13 protein-coding genes are annotated in these 15330 nt (G+C 30.3%); 1 reads left to right on the top strand and 12 read right to left on the bottom strand.

The features are described from left to right. Positions 1–25 precede the first annotated feature (25 nt). The 7 genes from ACW9UN_RS13700 to ACW9UN_RS13670 all read right to left on the bottom strand — a co-directional run bounded on the left by ACW9UN_RS13700 (position 26) and on the right by ACW9UN_RS13670 (position 8235). Positions 26–2230 carry a M1 family metallopeptidase gene (locus tag ACW9UN_RS13700; protein WP_459486867.1) on the bottom strand — a complete coding sequence of 735 codons (2205 nt, stop codon included), beginning with the start codon at positions 2228–2230 and terminating at the stop codon, positions 26–28. Positions 2231–2370: 140 nt separating this feature from the next. Further along, on the bottom strand, positions 2371–4482 hold the full coding sequence (locus tag ACW9UN_RS13695; RefSeq protein WP_459486866.1) for a M1 family metallopeptidase: 2112 nt from the start codon (positions 4480–4482) through the stop codon (positions 2371–2373). A gap of 32 nt (positions 4483–4514) precedes the next feature. Then, positions 4515–5012, bottom strand: coding sequence for a DUF6702 family protein (locus ACW9UN_RS13690; RefSeq protein WP_459486865.1), 498 nt, complete (start codon positions 5010–5012; stop codon positions 4515–4517). Positions 5013–5043: 31 nt separating this feature from the next. Further along, positions 5044–5853, bottom strand: a complete 810-nt coding sequence (locus ACW9UN_RS13685) for a peptidase associated/transthyretin-like domain-containing protein (RefSeq protein ID WP_459486864.1) — start codon at positions 5851–5853, stop codon at positions 5044–5046. A gap of 115 nt (positions 5854–5968) precedes the next feature. Then, on the bottom strand, positions 5969–6769 hold the full coding sequence (locus ACW9UN_RS13680; RefSeq protein WP_459486863.1) for a peptidase associated/transthyretin-like domain-containing protein: 801 nt from the start codon (positions 6767–6769) through the stop codon (positions 5969–5971). A 35-nt stretch (positions 6770–6804) separates the two neighbouring features. Beyond that, on the bottom strand, positions 6805–7575 hold the full coding sequence (locus tag ACW9UN_RS13675; protein ID WP_459486862.1) for a BamP family beta-assembly machinery protein: 771 nt from the start codon (positions 7573–7575) through the stop codon (positions 6805–6807). A 117-nt stretch (positions 7576–7692) separates the two neighbouring features. Then, positions 7693–8235: a hypothetical protein gene (locus ACW9UN_RS13670; protein WP_459486861.1), complete on the bottom strand. Its 543-nt coding sequence runs from the start codon at positions 8233–8235 to the stop codon at positions 7693–7695. A gap of 104 nt (positions 8236–8339) precedes the next feature. Between ACW9UN_RS13670 and pepE the strand changes: the two genes are divergently transcribed. Continuing rightward, complete coding sequence (gene pepE, locus ACW9UN_RS13665) at positions 8340–9035, top strand: dipeptidase PepE (RefSeq protein WP_459486860.1); 696 nt, start codon at positions 8340–8342, stop codon at positions 9033–9035. Positions 9036–9091: 56 nt separating this feature from the next. On the opposite strand, the gene ribB is transcribed toward pepE, so the two are convergent. From ribB to ACW9UN_RS13640, 5 genes are all read right to left on the bottom strand, one after another. Continuing rightward, positions 9092–10237: a 3,4-dihydroxy-2-butanone-4-phosphate synthase gene (ribB, locus tag ACW9UN_RS13660; RefSeq protein WP_459486859.1), complete on the bottom strand. Its 1146-nt coding sequence runs from the start codon at positions 10235–10237 to the stop codon at positions 9092–9094. Next, a complete protein-coding gene (locus ACW9UN_RS13655) occupies positions 10234–11685 on the bottom strand; it encodes an LptF/LptG family permease (RefSeq protein ID WP_459486858.1) in 1452 nt (483 codons plus the stop codon). Before ACW9UN_RS13655 ends, ribB begins: the two co-directional genes overlap by 4 nt. Before the next feature lie 62 nt (positions 11686–11747). Further along, positions 11748–12404 (bottom strand): outer membrane lipoprotein periplasmic chaperone LolA1, encoded by a 657-nt coding sequence (gene lolA1 / locus ACW9UN_RS13650; protein WP_459486857.1) that lies wholly within the window; start codon positions 12402–12404, stop codon positions 11748–11750. Between the two features lie 4 nt (positions 12405–12408). Next, positions 12409–14904 carry an FtsK/SpoIIIE family DNA translocase gene (locus ACW9UN_RS13645; protein WP_459486856.1) on the bottom strand — a complete coding sequence of 832 codons (2496 nt, stop codon included), beginning with the start codon at positions 14902–14904 and terminating at the stop codon, positions 12409–12411. 44 nt (positions 14905–14948) lie between these two features. After that, positions 14949–15329: a diacylglycerol kinase family protein gene (locus ACW9UN_RS13640; protein WP_459486855.1), complete on the bottom strand. Its 381-nt coding sequence runs from the start codon at positions 15327–15329 to the stop codon at positions 14949–14951. Position 15330 lies beyond the last annotated feature (1 nt).

Below are 15330 nucleotides of genomic sequence, written 5' to 3'. Positions count from 1 at the left end.
TTTAAATTGTAAAGAAAAGTTTTATTTATCCTTTAACTTTGCTTTTAAATTGGTCAAACTTATCGTTATCTTCTTTTGGCCAACTATTGTTTGATAAATCAACATCAGCAGTTTCTAAATCAGGATCTACTTTAAAGCTTTTAATCTCTTGGGTTGAAGAAAATACTCTTTTTACAGTGTTGTCGTCTTTCATCCAGATTTGAGCTGGAAAAGTTTGTTTTTCCTTAGTTCCGTCTGCATAAGTTAATTCTACGATTAACGGCATTACTAAGCCTCCTGGTTTTTCAAACTCTACAGAATAGATGTAGCTAGGTATTTCTGTACCAGCAGCTACATATTTATCCATTGCCTTAGGATTTGCGTCTTCCTTTTTATCAGTAATATATACCAAATCACCTAAATTATCAAAATATTGTTTGTATTGTTCTTTTAATTTGGCAACTCTCTCACTTGGTTTATCAGTTAAATATAATGGTTTTACTGTTTTGATTCCTATGTCTGTAACATCAGTAGTATAAAACCATCCTCTCCAAAACCAATCTAAATCCATACCAGAGGCATCTTCCATAGATCTAAAGAAATCTGCTGGAGTTGGGTGTTTAAACATCCATCTTTGAGAATAAGTTCTAAATGCATGATCAAATAACTCAGGCCCCATAATTGTTTTACGTAAGATATATAAACCAGCAGCTGGTTTAGAATATGCATTTGGCCCAAACTGTTTTACATAATCTCCTTGAGACATAATAGGAGAGATGTTACTCTGATCTCCACCCATATAACGTGTAATGTTTTTGGCAGGGTTTGATGCAAATAATTCAGGGTCATATACTTCTTCTGCTAAGATTTCTACAAACGAGTTTAAACCTTCGTCCATCCAAGTCCATTGTCTTTCATCAGAATTTACAATCATTGGGAAAAAGTTATGCCCAACTTCATGAATAATAACGCCTAACATTCCTTTTTTAGTTCTGTCTGAATAGGTTCCATCAGGATTTGGACGACCAAAGTTGAAACAAATCATTGGATACTCCATACCTTGACGTTCTGAATGTACAGAAACTGCTTTTGGATAAGGGTAATCGAAAGTTAATTTAGAATATTCAATTAATGTAGTGGCAACAGCTCTTGTTGAGTGCTCTTCCCATAATGGGTTTCCTTCTTTTGGATATAATGACACAGCCATAACAGTTTTACCGTTAATATCTGTAGCCATAGCATCCCAAATATACTTTCTAGAAGTTGCAAAAGCAAAGTCTCTGACTTTTTCAGCTTTAAATTGCCAAGTTTTTGTTTTTGTAGAACGTCCTTTTTCGTTTTTCTCAGCCTCTTCTTGAGTTACAATTAGTACTGGTTTATCGAATGTTTTTCTTGCTTTTGCCAAACGCTTGCGTTGTTCTTTGGTTAACACATCTTTTTCGTTTTGTAGAACACCAGTAGCTTCTACAATATGATCTGCAGGTACAGTTAAATTTACCTCATAATCACCAAATTCTAATGCAAATTCAGATCGTCCCCAAAATTGCATATTTTGCCATCCTTCAACGTTATTGTATACACAAAGCCTAGGAAAAAATTGTGCAATAGTGTAGTTATTATTTCCATCAGGAAAAGTTTCTAAACCAGAACGACCACCATCTTTATTAATATCGTTTATTTTATAATTCCATTTAATTCTGAATTTAAAAATTTCTCCAGGAGCTAAAGGTTGTGATAAATTTATTCTCATCATTGTTCTATTAATGAAATGAGATAGTGGTTTGCCATCACTTTCAACTTTCTCGATGTTAAATCCGAAACCCTTACTTTCTTTTAAAAAGGTGCTTTTAAAATTACTAGGCGTTAAAAAGGCAGAAGCACCACTAGATTTTGCTAAGGGTGTTTTAGAATCGTCTGCTCTCATGTTTTGATCTAATTGTACCCATAAATATTCTAAGTGGTCTTTAGAGTTATTATGATAAGTAATATTTTCATCACCATAAATTTTATTGGTACTTTCTTCTAAACGAATGTCCATCACATAATCCACTTTTTGTTGTGTATATTGATGACCAGGAGCTCCAGAAGCTGTTCGTTGGTCGTTTGGACTTGCCAAAACATCTTTCATTTGTCTGAATTTGTTTTGGTCTGTGTGTCCTTGTTGTACTTTCTTTTGTTCTTTAGTTTCTTGAGCAAAACTTGCAGTTGCTACAAAGAATAAAGAAAATACGAATAAAGAGATTTTTTTCATTTGATTTGATTTGTATTTAACACGTTAAAATTAAGAATTTGAATGTAAAATGATAACAAATTGTTAAATTTTAACAAACCTTTACCAAAAAAAAAGGCAATATGATTTCATATTGCCTTTTTATATAATTTTAATAAAAATTAACCTTTCATTTTCTTTTTAAATTGATCAAATTTATTGTCTGTTTTTCTCGGGAAACTGTTGTTTGAAGTATCAACATCGGCAGTTTCTAAGTCAGGATCAATTTGAATACTTTGTATTTGTTTTGATGAAGTAAACACTTTTGTTACTTCTTTATCATTATACCTCCAAATTTGTGCAGGATAGGTTTTCTTTTCTTTTGTACCATCTTTATAAGTAAATTCTACAATTATTGGCATTACTAAACCTCCTGGCTTTTCGTAAGTAATTTCATAATGATATTTGTTTTGATTTTTTGAAAAACCTAAACCTTCAGAAGTATCTTCTACAAACTCTACTGTATTTGCTACTTCTTTAGTTGCAAATTTTTTAACACCTTTAATACCTATATCTGTAACATCAGTGGTGTAAAACCAACCTCTCCAAAACCAATCTAAATCTATACCAGAAGCATCTTCCATAGTTCTAAAGAAATCTGCAGGAGTAGGGTGTTTAAACATCCATCTTTGAGAATAGGTTTTGAAAGCATGGTCAAACAATTCTTTACCCATAATGGTTTCTCTTAATATCCAAAGGGCAGTTGCTGGTTTACCATAAGCATTACTACCAAAACTATAAACGTTATCTCCTTTAGACATTATTGGTGCAATTCTAGATTGATCACCAGACATGTATCTTACAATATTTTTAGGGTATCCTCTTACTATTGGAAAATCTTTATCATAATCTAACTCTGCTAACATTTCCATATAAGAGTTTAAACCTTCGTCCATCCATGTCCATTGTCTTTCATCAGAATTTACAATCATTGGGAAAAAGTTATGCCCAACTTCGTGAATGGTAACTTTAATCATTCTGTATTTCATTCTATCTGAGTAACCACCATTTGGTAAATCTGGTCTACCAGGATTGAAACAAATTTGTGGGTATTCCATCCCCATTTGTCCGTCTACAGAAATAGCTTTGTGGTAAGGATAATCAAACGTATATTTAGAATACGTTTTTAATGTTTGTGCAGCAGCTCTTGTAGAATGATCTCCATACAAAGGGTTTGCTTCTTTAGAATATAAAGAATGTGCCATAACAGTTCTGCCATTTATGTCTACAGCCATTGCATCCCAAATAAATTTTCTTGATGTTGCAAATGCATAATCTCTAACATTTTTAGCAACAAATTTCCATGTTTTTGTTCCTGTAGCTTTTGTTTTTTCAATCTTTTCAGCTTCTTTTTGGGTTCTGATAACTACGGGTTTATCAAATGTTTTTTGAGCTTTTTCCCATCTTTTTAATTCTTTTTTAGATAGTACCTCATCAATATTTTGCAACACACCTGTTGCACCTAACATGTGGTCTTCTGGTACTGTAATGTTTACGTTAAAGTCTCCAAATTCTAATGCAAATTCACTTCTTCCCCAGAATTGGTCGTTTTGCCAACCTTCTACATTGTCGTATACGCACATTCTTGGGTAAAATTGTGCAATTACGTAATTGTTGTTATCATTTTCATCAAAATGTTCATAACCAGATCTACCTCCTTGTGTTCTGTGATTGTTAATGTTGTACCACCAAGAAATATTAAATTCAAAAGTATCACCAGAAGCTAAAGGTTTTGGTAAATTGATACGCATCATGGTTTGGTTAATGGTATAAGATAAATCGCTACCATCTGTATTGGTAACGCTCATAATATTAAAACCACCATCGAATTTTTCTTCTGGAAAAGCTCTTTCGTATCTGCCTTTGCTCATTTTTGTTCTAATTCTACTAGGACTAATGTCTGGAGTTTTAGAATCTGCAGCTCTCATATTTTGATCTAATTGTACCCATAAATAAGGCAATTCATCTCTAGAATTATTATGATATGTAATGGTTTCTGAACCTGTAATTTTGGTATTGGCATCGTCTAAAACAATATCCATTACATAATCTACTTTTTGTTGCGTGTATTCTTTTCCAGGTGCACCAGAGGCTGTTCTTTCTAAATTAGGTGTAGCTAATTCTTGCTTTAGTTGCCTAAATTTGTTGGTGTTTGTGTGTCCTTGTTTTGTAATTTGCCCATAAGAGCTTGCCGCTAAAACAAGAGAAAATAGTAAAAATCCGATTTTTTTCATAAAATTAGTTGTTTGTTTGATTACTGAATGATTTAATATTTTAATTGTGCTGAATTGTCTTCTTTTGTTAACAAAACACTTTTATTTTTCGTCCCAACTTTAGATTTTATTAAATTTTGTTGTTTAGGAAAGTGTTTGGTTAAAATATTGTTGGTAATATCTATGCTGTGTACTTGGTTTATATTTTCTATTTCTAAATAAAAGAAGACCAAATCGCCATCATATTCTTTGCCAATATAATTAAAGTTTTTTGTAGTACCATCAACTTTAAAAAAGAGTTTTTCTTTGATATATTTTTCGAAATAGACATCGTTATTTTTTAATTCTCTTTTAGTGGTTAATTGCAGGTCTATATTATTATCACTATTTAAAGCAGTTTCGATATCATCCATAAAAACATTGATAATTATTTGAATGGATTTTGCTTCGCTCTTGTAGTTGATTTGAGTTAAACTTAAATAATATTTGTGCGTGGTAAATGATATAAGCGGAATTATAAAAAAGAATATTGCTATTTTGTTTGTTTTCATTCTGATATAAAAAATAATTTATGCCGCCAAATTACTCTTTTTTTATGATTTTAAGGTAAGAAACACTTTCTGTTCTAAGAATTTTAATAAGCTCTAAAATTCTACCTTCTTTGTGCAAGTTTTCAATATTTAAAGGGTTACAGTATTCTAAAAAGTGAAAATATCTTTCAATCGGAATTTTTAGTTCGTCAAAGAAAAATTTTTCTCCAAGCTCAGATAGTACTTTATATGGAAATGCCTTTTTTTGTGCTAAGTTTTTACGCAAGGCCCATAATCTTTCAGAATTTTTAAAAGGCATTACAACTGCAGCACCTGCACCAGCCATTTGTATGGCACCTTCCATAGTATTTACAATAGGTGGCCTCACCTTTTCAATTTCGTCAATAGTTGGGTCTATTTCCGAAAAATCTACGTTAGAAAAGTCTAAAAAATTTCTTAATAAAGAATCTCTTACATCTTTTGGCACGTCTTTACTATCTGCAGTTAATCTGCCCATTAAATTATGTCGTTTTAAATCGAATTCATCTAAAATGTAAACATTCTGTTTTAATAAAACCGATAATTCTCTTTCTTCTAAAATTTTTTTAGTGATTACAATTTTTTTTAGTTGATGTTGTATAGAAGAAATACTTAAGGTATCTCCTTTAGATACAAAGATGCGAAACAGACCTTGATCACTAGAAAAAGTTCCTTGATTGGTTTTTAAATTAATAATATTCGCATTTTTTACAATACGTAAAGAGTCTGAAACTTTTCCTGTAATAAGTTTTCTTCTTTCTTGTGACGATACTATGTTTACTAAAAATAATAGTAAAAATAAAGGGAGGAGTTTTTTTAGCATAGATTAATTTCCAAACCACAAATTATAAATTTATCTGCTGAATACCTAAAAAAATTGCTGGAAACTTATGTTAAAAATTGCAATAAACGAATTTAAAATTAATTGCAATAAAAAGTTACTTTTTTTTAATAGTTTCTAAATAAGGAATACTTTGATTTTCAAATAATTGAATTAATTCTAATAAATCTTCTTTTTTGAACAGGTTTATAACTTTAGACAAGTTGCAAAACTCTAGAAACTGATGATAGTTTTGTTTGGGGATTTTTAGTTTGTTTAAAAAATAATCTTCACCTAACTGAGCTCGTATTTTATGGGGTACTTTGGTTTTATCAAATTCATTTTTAACAATTGGTGTAAACTTTTTTTTCTTTAAAGATAGAAAACCCAATAGATTTATACCTTGATTTTTTTGGGTTGGATCTACAGTAACTACAGGAGCCTCAGCTCTATTGTTTTTATCTATTCTTGAATCTTTTTGATTAATATCTATATTTGAAAAATCGAGATTATCCTTTAAAATAGAATCTCTTTTTTCTTTTGGGATTTGTTTGATATCTGAAGTTAAGATTCCTGTTAAATTGTGTTTTTTAAGAGTGATTTCATCTAGTGTATATGTGTTTAATTTTAGGATTGCTTTGATGTTTTGTTTAAAAAATATTCTATCAGTTACTACAATAATTTTATTGATGTGTTGTACTGATGAAAACTTTAAAGTATCGTCTTTGGAAGCATATATCCCAAATACGCCTTGGTCATTTGAAAATGTACCTAATTTGGTGTTTTGATTAATAATATTCACATTTTTAACAATTCCTAAAGAGTCTAAAACTATCCCTTTTATAAACCGCTTTTGATTTTGAGCAGATGATATAAGTGTAAAAAGTATAGAAAAAAGGAAAAGTATTTTTTTAAGCATAAAAAGTATGTATTTTTTTAAACTAAGCTCTAAAATTAATCTTTTTTAATCAAACTTACTTCGGTTTTATCTTGAGGAAAAGTCTTGCTTTCTTGCATTAAAATTGTGGTTACTTTTAAATTATCGTTTTTGTTAAAATAATAGATAATATTTTTCTTAAAGCAATAGTTTAAAAAAGGGTTGATGCTTTCTTGTTTGATGTTTAAGTCTGTTATAAAAAAATCGTCTGTAAAATACTTTCTAATTTTGGCGAGTCTTTTATCTTCAAGAGTAATTTTTTCTAGCTGTTTTCGTCTTCTGTTATTTCCATTTAATGCATTCATTAAATTATCTAAACTAACTACGCCACCAGACCTAAATTTAACCACAGAATAGTCTTTTTTTGCAATTGAATTGGCGTAAGGCAAATGAAGTGTTTTTGCATTTACCCTTGTTGGAGGCATAATTTCAGGATCAACAAAAAAAATACTTTTTGCTGTACTTAAAGTAATTTCATCTAATACATAAGTTTTATCTTCAACATCAACAATAAAAATTTCTTGGACAAAAATTTCCTTAGTAATGGCTATTGTTTTAGCTTTTATATTGATGTGAGAAAACACTAAAGTATCGCCAATAGTAGTTGAAATTTCAAACAAGCCAAAATCATTCGTATTGGTACCAATATTAGAATTTTTATTGATTATATGCACATCCGACATTACATCACCTTCAAAAAAAACTTTTCCAGTAATGTTTTTTTTGTTTTCTTGACTGTAAGCAAAAGCCCAAAAAAGAAAACAACATAGAAATAATTGATTGTTCATGTCAACAAAGGAAAGAGAGATGCCTCTTAAAACTCTATTAACACATTGGTAAATTTTTGTTAAACGAATAAAGCATCATAAATTTTATGATGCTTTTAAGAAATATGCAAGAGTATTTTATTTTTGAATGCTAATTACGGCTTTACCCACAACTGTTGATGTAACCCCATCTAAGGTTATTGATTTGTTTACATCTGTTTCTATGGTTAACACATTATTTACATAAGAAATTACATTTATTGTCAAATTTTCTCCGCTTTCACTTAATTGCAAAGTGTTTTCATCTAGCACCCAAGTACTAGAAGTAAACCCGAAATTATCGTTAAAGAAAAAATTATCAAAAAGTAAGTCTTCTGTTTTTTCAACACCACTTGGTTCTGTATAGGTTAACTCAAAAACAAAATCTCCAGTCATGTTTACACGATTTGGATTTTCTGAAAATGTAATGTTTGTATTAAAATTTTTACCAAAACCATTACCAGTAAGTGTTATATTTACAGGGTCTGTTACATTTAAAATGGCATTATCCATGGTAATATTTTGAATTGTCCAAGTGCCAACTAAATCGCTGCTAGTTATTGCTACTAAAGACGTGTTAGAAACTTTACAAGAATATAATGATGTTATACATAACGCAAGAATAAGTATTTTAGATTTCATAAGTATGTTTTAAAAATGATTAAAAAGCTGTTTTTGAGTGATGTTTTACCGCCTTTTTTGTAAAATTACGAAATTAAATCAATTCTAACTCATAAATTTGTTTTATGAAAAAAATGATAATTGCAAGTACATCAACTGTTCATGGTAGTGGCTATTTAGATTATCTGCTACCAAATCTAGAGATTTTTTTTAAAAATACTAAAACAGTTTTGTTTATACCTTATGCCAGGCCAAGCGGAATTTCTTATGACGATTATACCCATAAAGTTAAAGAAGCGTTTGCTACAATTAATATTACTGTTAAAGGTATTCATCAATTTGATAACCCTAAAAAAGCAGTACAAAGTGCTGAGGCTATTTTTACAGGAGGTGGCAATACCTTTGAGCTTGTTAACCAGCTCTACAAAAATAATATTTTGGCTACCTTAAAAGAAGCTATAGAAAATGGTACTCGATATTTAGGAACAAGTGCAGGTAGTAATATTTGTGGTGTTTCTATGATGAATACTAATGATATGCCTATTGTTTATCCGCCAAGTTTTACTACTTTAGGTTGTATTCCATTTAACATCAATGCACATTATTTAGACCCAATAAAAGGTTCTAAACATATGGGTGAAACTCGTGAAACTAGAATTAAAGAGTTTCACGTTTTTAATGAAACCCCAGTTTTAGGTTTACGTGAGGGGAGTTGGTTAGAGGTTTTAGGAGATGAAATTTATCTACGAGGAAAGTTAACTGCAAGACTTTTTCAAAAAGATAAATCTGCTATAGAGTTAGAAGTTGGAAAATTGAAGTAGGAGGTAAGCGATCTTGATATTTCTCTTAACTTCAAATTTATTATTTGTAATACCATTTAATATCCAATATAATCCACAATTTCCAATCCATAACCAATCATACCCACTCTTTTTGTTTGAGGGCTGTTGGTTAGTAATTGTAATTTGCTGATGTTTAAGTCGTGCAGAATTTGAGCTCCAATACCAAAATCTCTTTGATCCATGGCAATTGCTGGTGCTTTAATTTCACCATTTTTCTGATTTTCTTTAAGAATATGCAATCTACTCAATAAATTTTTAGATTGATTTTGTTGGTTGATAAACAAAATAGCACCTTTACCAGATTCATTTATTACTTTAAACATCTGATCCAGTTTTTTATCAGCATCATTGGTTAAGGTTCCTAAAATATCGTTATTTACTAAGGTAGAATTGATTCTTGTTAATACACTATCTTCATTTGTCCAAATTCCCTTGGTCAAAGCAATGTGAATTTGGTTATTTGTGGTTTGCTGATAAGCTCTGAGTCTAAATTTGCCAAAACGAGTTTCAATATCAAAATCTTCTTTCTTTTCAATTAAAGAATCATGCTCCATTCTATACGCCACTAAATCTTCAATAGAAACTATTTTAATATCAAACTTTTTAGCCACATCCAATAATTGAGGCAAACGAGCCATAGTTCCATCTTCATTCATTATTTCTACAATAACTCCTGCAGGTTGTAACCCCGCTAATCTTGCAAAATCTATGGCAGCCTCTGTATGACCAGTTCTACGTAAAACACCACCTTCTTTGGCTTTTAGAGGAAAAATATGACCAGGTCTTGCTAAGTCAAATGGTTTTGTTTCTTTATCAATTAAAGCATTTATGGTTAACGCCCTGTCTGAAGCAGAAATTCCTGTAGTAACTCCTTTACCTCGCAAATCAACAGAAACTGTAAACGCAGTTTCCATAGGATCTGTGTTGTTGTTTACCATCATTCCTAATTCTAATTCTTTACAACGTTTTTCGGTTAATGGTGCACATATTAAACCACGCCCATGAGTAGCCATAAAGTTGATCATTTCTGGTGTAACTTTTTCTGCAGCAGCTAAAAAGTCGCCTTCATTTTCACGATTTTCATCATCTACAACAATAATAACCTTACCATTTCTAATGTCGTTAATGGCAGCTTCTATAGTATCTAATTTCGTTTTTTTATGTAAAATTTGAGCACTCATAAATTATTCTTTTTTTTAGGTACTAATTTTTTTAGAAAATTTGTAACCGGTTGTAAAAAGGAATCTAAATTAAATATTCCCTTGTCTTTTGTGGCTCTTCTTGTTAATAAAATAGCAATAGGAACCATTATTATGGCTGATATCCAAGAGCCTAAGAAAGAAGAAATACTGCTTTCTTCTGCTAAATTTTTGCCAAAAGTATTTGTAAAAAAGTAAGTTACATATACTGCAATGGCTAGTATCATTGGTAAACCAAAACCACCTTTTCGAATGATAGAACCCAAAGGGGCTCCAATAAAAAAGAGAATTACACAAGATAGTGAAAATGCAATTCTATTGTAATATTCGGTATCGTAAAAATTTAATACTTTGCGTTTATACTTAATACTAGTTTTGTTGGTTTTTAGAGTACTCACCATTCTACTTAATTTGGTTATAGCCGAGTTAAGAATGGTTATTTGATCTTGTAGTTCAAAATTATTAATGGTAATACTGTCTAAGTTTTTCTTTTTTAAAGAATCTGTATACTGATATAATTCTTTAGCCTGTGAACTGATGTAAATATTTTTTGCTCTTAAAGATAACACTTCATCGTAATTTCCTTTTAGTTTAGGTATGGTGTCTTTGATTTGTTTTAGTGTAAACATCATAGGGCTATTTTTAGAATTTATGCTGTCTAAAGCCCCATCATTTAACAAGTCGCCTACATCAATATTAAATTCGTATTCTTTAAAAGTGGCACTAGATGCTGCCATTTTTTTTCGTTTGATAGCTGTTTTGGCAGATTTTACATGTTCTTCATAATAATTGCCATTGTATAAAACCAAGGTCATGTATCTACTACCTTCTTCAGAAACAATTTTACCACTATCAGCAGTAATTACTTTTTGATTACCTCTTCTTGCTTTTAAATCGTAAATTAAAACATTTTTTAAGAGGTTTTCGTTTTCACCATATTTTTCATCAAACTTAATTTGATAACCAGGAATATCTGAATTAAAACTTCCAGCAACAAGCGCCATTGCTGGTTTTTTCTTTTTAATATTACTGTATAAGTTTCTTTGTTTTAAATTGGCATAAGGAAAAATATTGTTTAAAAATAAAAAATTAACCAAACTTAAACCAATGGCTAAAATGCCTAAAGGTCTTACCAACCTTTGTAATGATATACCAGCAGATTTAGCAGCAGCAAATTCATAGTTTTCGCCTAAATTACCTAAAGCCATTATAGAGGATAGCAGTACGCCAATAGGTAACGCTTGCGGAATGATCATTAAAGTAGAATAGTAAACAAATTTTAAAATAAAGATAAGACTAACACCTTTACCAGCTATGTTTTCGAAAGCTTGCCACAAAAGTTGCATCACCAAAACAAATAGCACAATTAGAAATGTAGCTACAAAAGGTACTAAAAAGCTCTTTAAGATGTATTTATCTAAAATCTTCATAAAAAAACAAAAGTAGCATCTTAAATAGTAAGATGCTACTAATTTATTGTTAATTGAATTCTTTAATCAATCATATAATTTTTACTCAAATACTTTTGCTTATTAAACTTAAAAAAATTCTCAGATAAAGATTGATTGCTTTTAAAATCGGTAATGGTAAAACTTGTTTTTGCACCATTTGCACCTGTTTGAATTAATTTATAAATGTGCTTTGTTTTGGCATCTATGCCTAACTCAACTTTTATAATTTCAGAATCGCTATCTATTGGATTTAAGGTAACAAATTGAATTTTTCTTCCATTCATGTTTTTTAAATCGCCCATTTCTAAATTATAGCCTTCTTTGTAAAAGGTTAATAATTTAGACGGATAAATAAAACCATCATCTTCACCCATATCTCCATCTGTAATAGAAATTTCTTTTTCTTCATTATTGATAACGTATAATTTTTTGCCATCATAAATAAAGTTATTTCCTAAATAATTAAGGTTGTATTTTTCGCCTTGTAAATTAATTTCGCCACGAATTGGGGGTTCATCACCTTCATTAATTCCAGCTTCTTTATTACTTAAAGTTTGGCTGAAACTTAAATACATGTTGTTGTATGCAGACATTTTTGTTGAAACATCATCTAACAATGATTTTGCTGCAGCTGAGTTTTGTGAAAATGTAATACTCGTATAACATACAGTTAAAAATAAAACTATAATTTTTTTCATTTTATTAATTCTTTTCGTTTTCTAATAATTCTTCTAACGCTGTAAAGTCCGGTATTAAAACCTGCCTAGCTTTACTGCCTTCAAAGCCGCCAACAATGCCAGCAGCTTCTAATTGATCGATTAATCTACCTGCTCTATTATAACCTAATTTTAATTTTCTTTGCAACAAAGAAGCAGAGCCTTGTTGTGCGGTTATAATAATTTCTGCAGCTTCTTTAAATAATTTATCTCTGTCTGCTATATCTATATCAACACTTGTGCCATTTTCATCGTCTACATATTCTGGTAATAAATGTGCATCTGCATAGGCTTTTTGCGATCCAATAAAATCCGTAATTTTTTCAACTTCGGGTGTATCTACAAAAGCACATTGAATTCTTTTAATATCGTTTCCATTTGTATATAACAAATCTCCACGACCAATTAATTGATCAGCACCTCCAGCATCTAAAATAGTTCTTGAATCAATTTTAGAGGTAACTCTAAAGGCAATTCTTGCGGGGAAATTAGCTTTAATAATACCAGTAATTACATTTACAGAAGGCCTTTGTGTGGCAACAATCAAGTGGATTCCAATAGCTCTTGCAAGTTGCGCCAAACGTGCAATTGGTGTTTCTACTTCTTTACCAGCAGTCATAATTAAATCTGCAAATTCATCTATCACCAAAACAATATAGGGTAAAAATTGATGGCCATCATTAGGATTTAATTTACGCTTTTTAAACTTAGTATTGTACTCTTTAATGTTACGCACCATGGCTGCTTTTAGCAAATCGTAACGATTGTCCATTTCTATACAAAGCGAATTTAATGTATGTACAACTTTAGTGGTGTCTGTAATAATGGCTTCATCTTCACCAGGTAATTTTGCCAGGTAATGACGTTCTATTTTATTAAATAGTGTTAATTCTACTTTCTTAGGATCAACCAAAATAAACTTTACTTCTGCTGGATGTTTTTTGTATAAAAGTGATGTTAGTACTGCATTTAAGCCTACAGATTTACCTTGTCCTGTTGCACCCGCCATTAATAAGTGAGGCATTTTTGCCAAGTCTACCACAAAAGTTTCATTAGAAATGGTTTTACCCAAAGCAATTGGAAGTTGCATTTGTGATTCTTGAAATTTTTTTGATGAAATTGCAGAATGCATAGAAACTATGGTCGATTTTTTATTGGGTACCTCTATACCTATGGTTCCCTTTCCTGGAATAGGTGCAATAATACGAATTCCTAAAGCAGATAGAGATAAAGCAATGTCATCTTCTAAATTTTTAATTTTAGAAATACGAATTCCTGCTTCTGGTACAATTTCATAAAGTGTAATTGTGGGACCAACAGTTGCTTTAATTTCAGCAATGCCAATTTTATAATTCTTTAAAGTTTCTACTATTCTGTTTTTGTTTGCCTCTAATTCTTCAGGATCTATAGAAATACTTTCATTGTATTGTTTTAACAAGTTGAAAGTTGGAAAACGAAAGTTAGATAATTCTAATGTTGGATCAAACTCACCAAAATCTTTTAAAATTTTATCTGATAAATTTTCTGTAGATGCTTCTTCTTCTCTTGCTACAGCTACATCTATACCAACATCATTCATATCTTCAACTGTATCTTCTTGAGGTTGTTCTACTTTAAAATAGGGTTCAGAATCATTTTCCTTTTTTAAAGTTTTTTCTTCAATGTTATTTTTTACATCAGAATAATTACTAATTGTAGGCTTTAAATTTTTAACGGATAATTCAAATTCTGATTTATCCTCTTTATCTTCTTCAATAACAGGTTTTTGTTTATCTATTACTGATGATTTTGTTTCTTGAACTGTTTTTTTTGTGCTTTCTTGTAATTTAGTATTTTCTAAATCTTGTAATTTTTGAGTTTCTTTTTCTGCTTCTCGTTCAGCTTTTCTTTGCTTCATTTTTTCAATAAAAGCATCAATATTTACTTTATAACGCAATACAGCATACGTTATCAGTAAAAATATTAAAGCAATTACCAAGCCTGTTTTACCTATAAAATTTTGTAGATAATTGTTAATTTCAAAACCAATAACGCCAGATAATAAAGCATATTTATGACTCAAAAACCCAAATGCTAAAGAAAGCCAAAGCATAGCAGCCATATTCCAATTCCAAGAAATAATTATTTCTGAAAACCTCTTTTTGGCTAAAATATAAAAACCAGATAAAAACAGCTGAAATGCAATAATAAATGCAGCCAAACCAAAACCATCGTATATAAAAAAGTGGCTTAAGTTTGCACCAATTTTACCTAACAAATTTTTACTTTTAATAGTTTTATCTGTAAGGTATTCTAGTGTACTTTGATCTTCTTGCCAACTAAAGAAAAACGAAATGAAAGCAATACAAAGAAACAACCCGAATAAAATTAAGAAAAAACCAACAATAGTTTGGGTTTGTCTTGATTTAAACGAGGAAAAAATATTCGATTTTTTCGTTGTTGTATTCGTTGTTTTCTTAGTGCTTTCTTTCTTTTTTACCATTAAAAATGTTGACTATTTTTAAGGGTGTAAATATACATATTTGCTTAAAATAAAGCAGAAATTTTAGGGATATAAATAATGCATGCAATAACTAATGATATTAAAGCAGCAAAGGTAGGCGCTCCTGCAGCGATGTCTTTAATAAGTCCAATTTTAACATGATAATCTGGATGAATAAAATCTGCTACTTCTTCTATTGCAGAATTACAAGCTTCTGCTACAAGTACCAAACCGATGGCTAAAAATTGTATAGCCCACTCTGTCAGAGAAATATTAAAAAAGAACCCTAAAATTATGGCAATTAAGGTAAAAAACAGCTGAGCTTTTATACTATCTTCTGTAGTCATTAAAATCCATAGACCTTTAAAGGCGAATTTTAAACTTCGAATTCTACCTCTAATAAAACCATCTTTAGGGTTTTTCATT

Source organism: Polaribacter litoreus, from assembly GCF_054584775.1.
Note: the sequence above shows the minus strand (reverse complement) of the source record. Positions and strands in the feature narration are given on the sequence as shown.

Bases quoted from the DNA above. Each gene is read 5' to 3' on its own strand.
- ACW9UN_RS13700 (WP_459486867.1), bottom strand. From the start codon at position 2,230: ATGAAAAAAATCTCTTTATTCGTATTTTCTTTATTCTTTGTAGCAACT.
- ACW9UN_RS13695 (WP_459486866.1), bottom strand. From the start codon at position 4,482: ATGAAAAAAATCGGATTTTTACTATTTTCTCTTGTTTTAGCGGCAAGC.
- ACW9UN_RS13690 (WP_459486865.1), bottom strand. From the start codon at position 5,012: ATGAAAACAAACAAAATAGCAATATTCTTTTTTATAATTCCGCTTATA.
- ACW9UN_RS13685 (WP_459486864.1), bottom strand. From the start codon at position 5,853: ATGCTAAAAAAACTCCTCCCTTTATTTTTACTATTATTTTTAGTAAAC.
- ACW9UN_RS13680 (WP_459486863.1), bottom strand. From the start codon at position 6,769: ATGCTTAAAAAAATACTTTTCCTTTTTTCTATACTTTTTACACTTATA.
- ACW9UN_RS13675 (WP_459486862.1), bottom strand. From the start codon at position 7,575: ATGAACAATCAATTATTTCTATGTTGTTTTCTTTTTTGGGCTTTTGCT.
- ACW9UN_RS13670 (WP_459486861.1), bottom strand. From the start codon at position 8,235: ATGAAATCTAAAATACTTATTCTTGCGTTATGTATAACATCATTATAT.
- pepE (WP_459486860.1), top strand. From the start codon at position 8,340: ATGAAAAAAATGATAATTGCAAGTACATCAACTGTTCATGGTAGTGGC.
- ribB (WP_459486859.1), bottom strand. From the start codon at position 10,237: ATGAGTGCTCAAATTTTACATAAAAAAACGAAATTAGATACTATAGAA.
- ACW9UN_RS13655 (WP_459486858.1), bottom strand. From the start codon at position 11,685: ATGAAGATTTTAGATAAATACATCTTAAAGAGCTTTTTAGTACCTTTT.
- lolA1 (WP_459486857.1), bottom strand. From the start codon at position 12,404: ATGAAAAAAATTATAGTTTTATTTTTAACTGTATGTTATACGAGTATT.
- ACW9UN_RS13645 (WP_459486856.1), bottom strand. From the start codon at position 14,904: ATGGTAAAAAAGAAAGAAAGCACTAAGAAAACAACGAATACAACAACG.
- ACW9UN_RS13640 (WP_459486855.1), bottom strand. From the start codon at position 15,329: ATGAAAAACCCTAAAGATGGTTTTATTAGAGGTAGAATTCGAAGTTTA.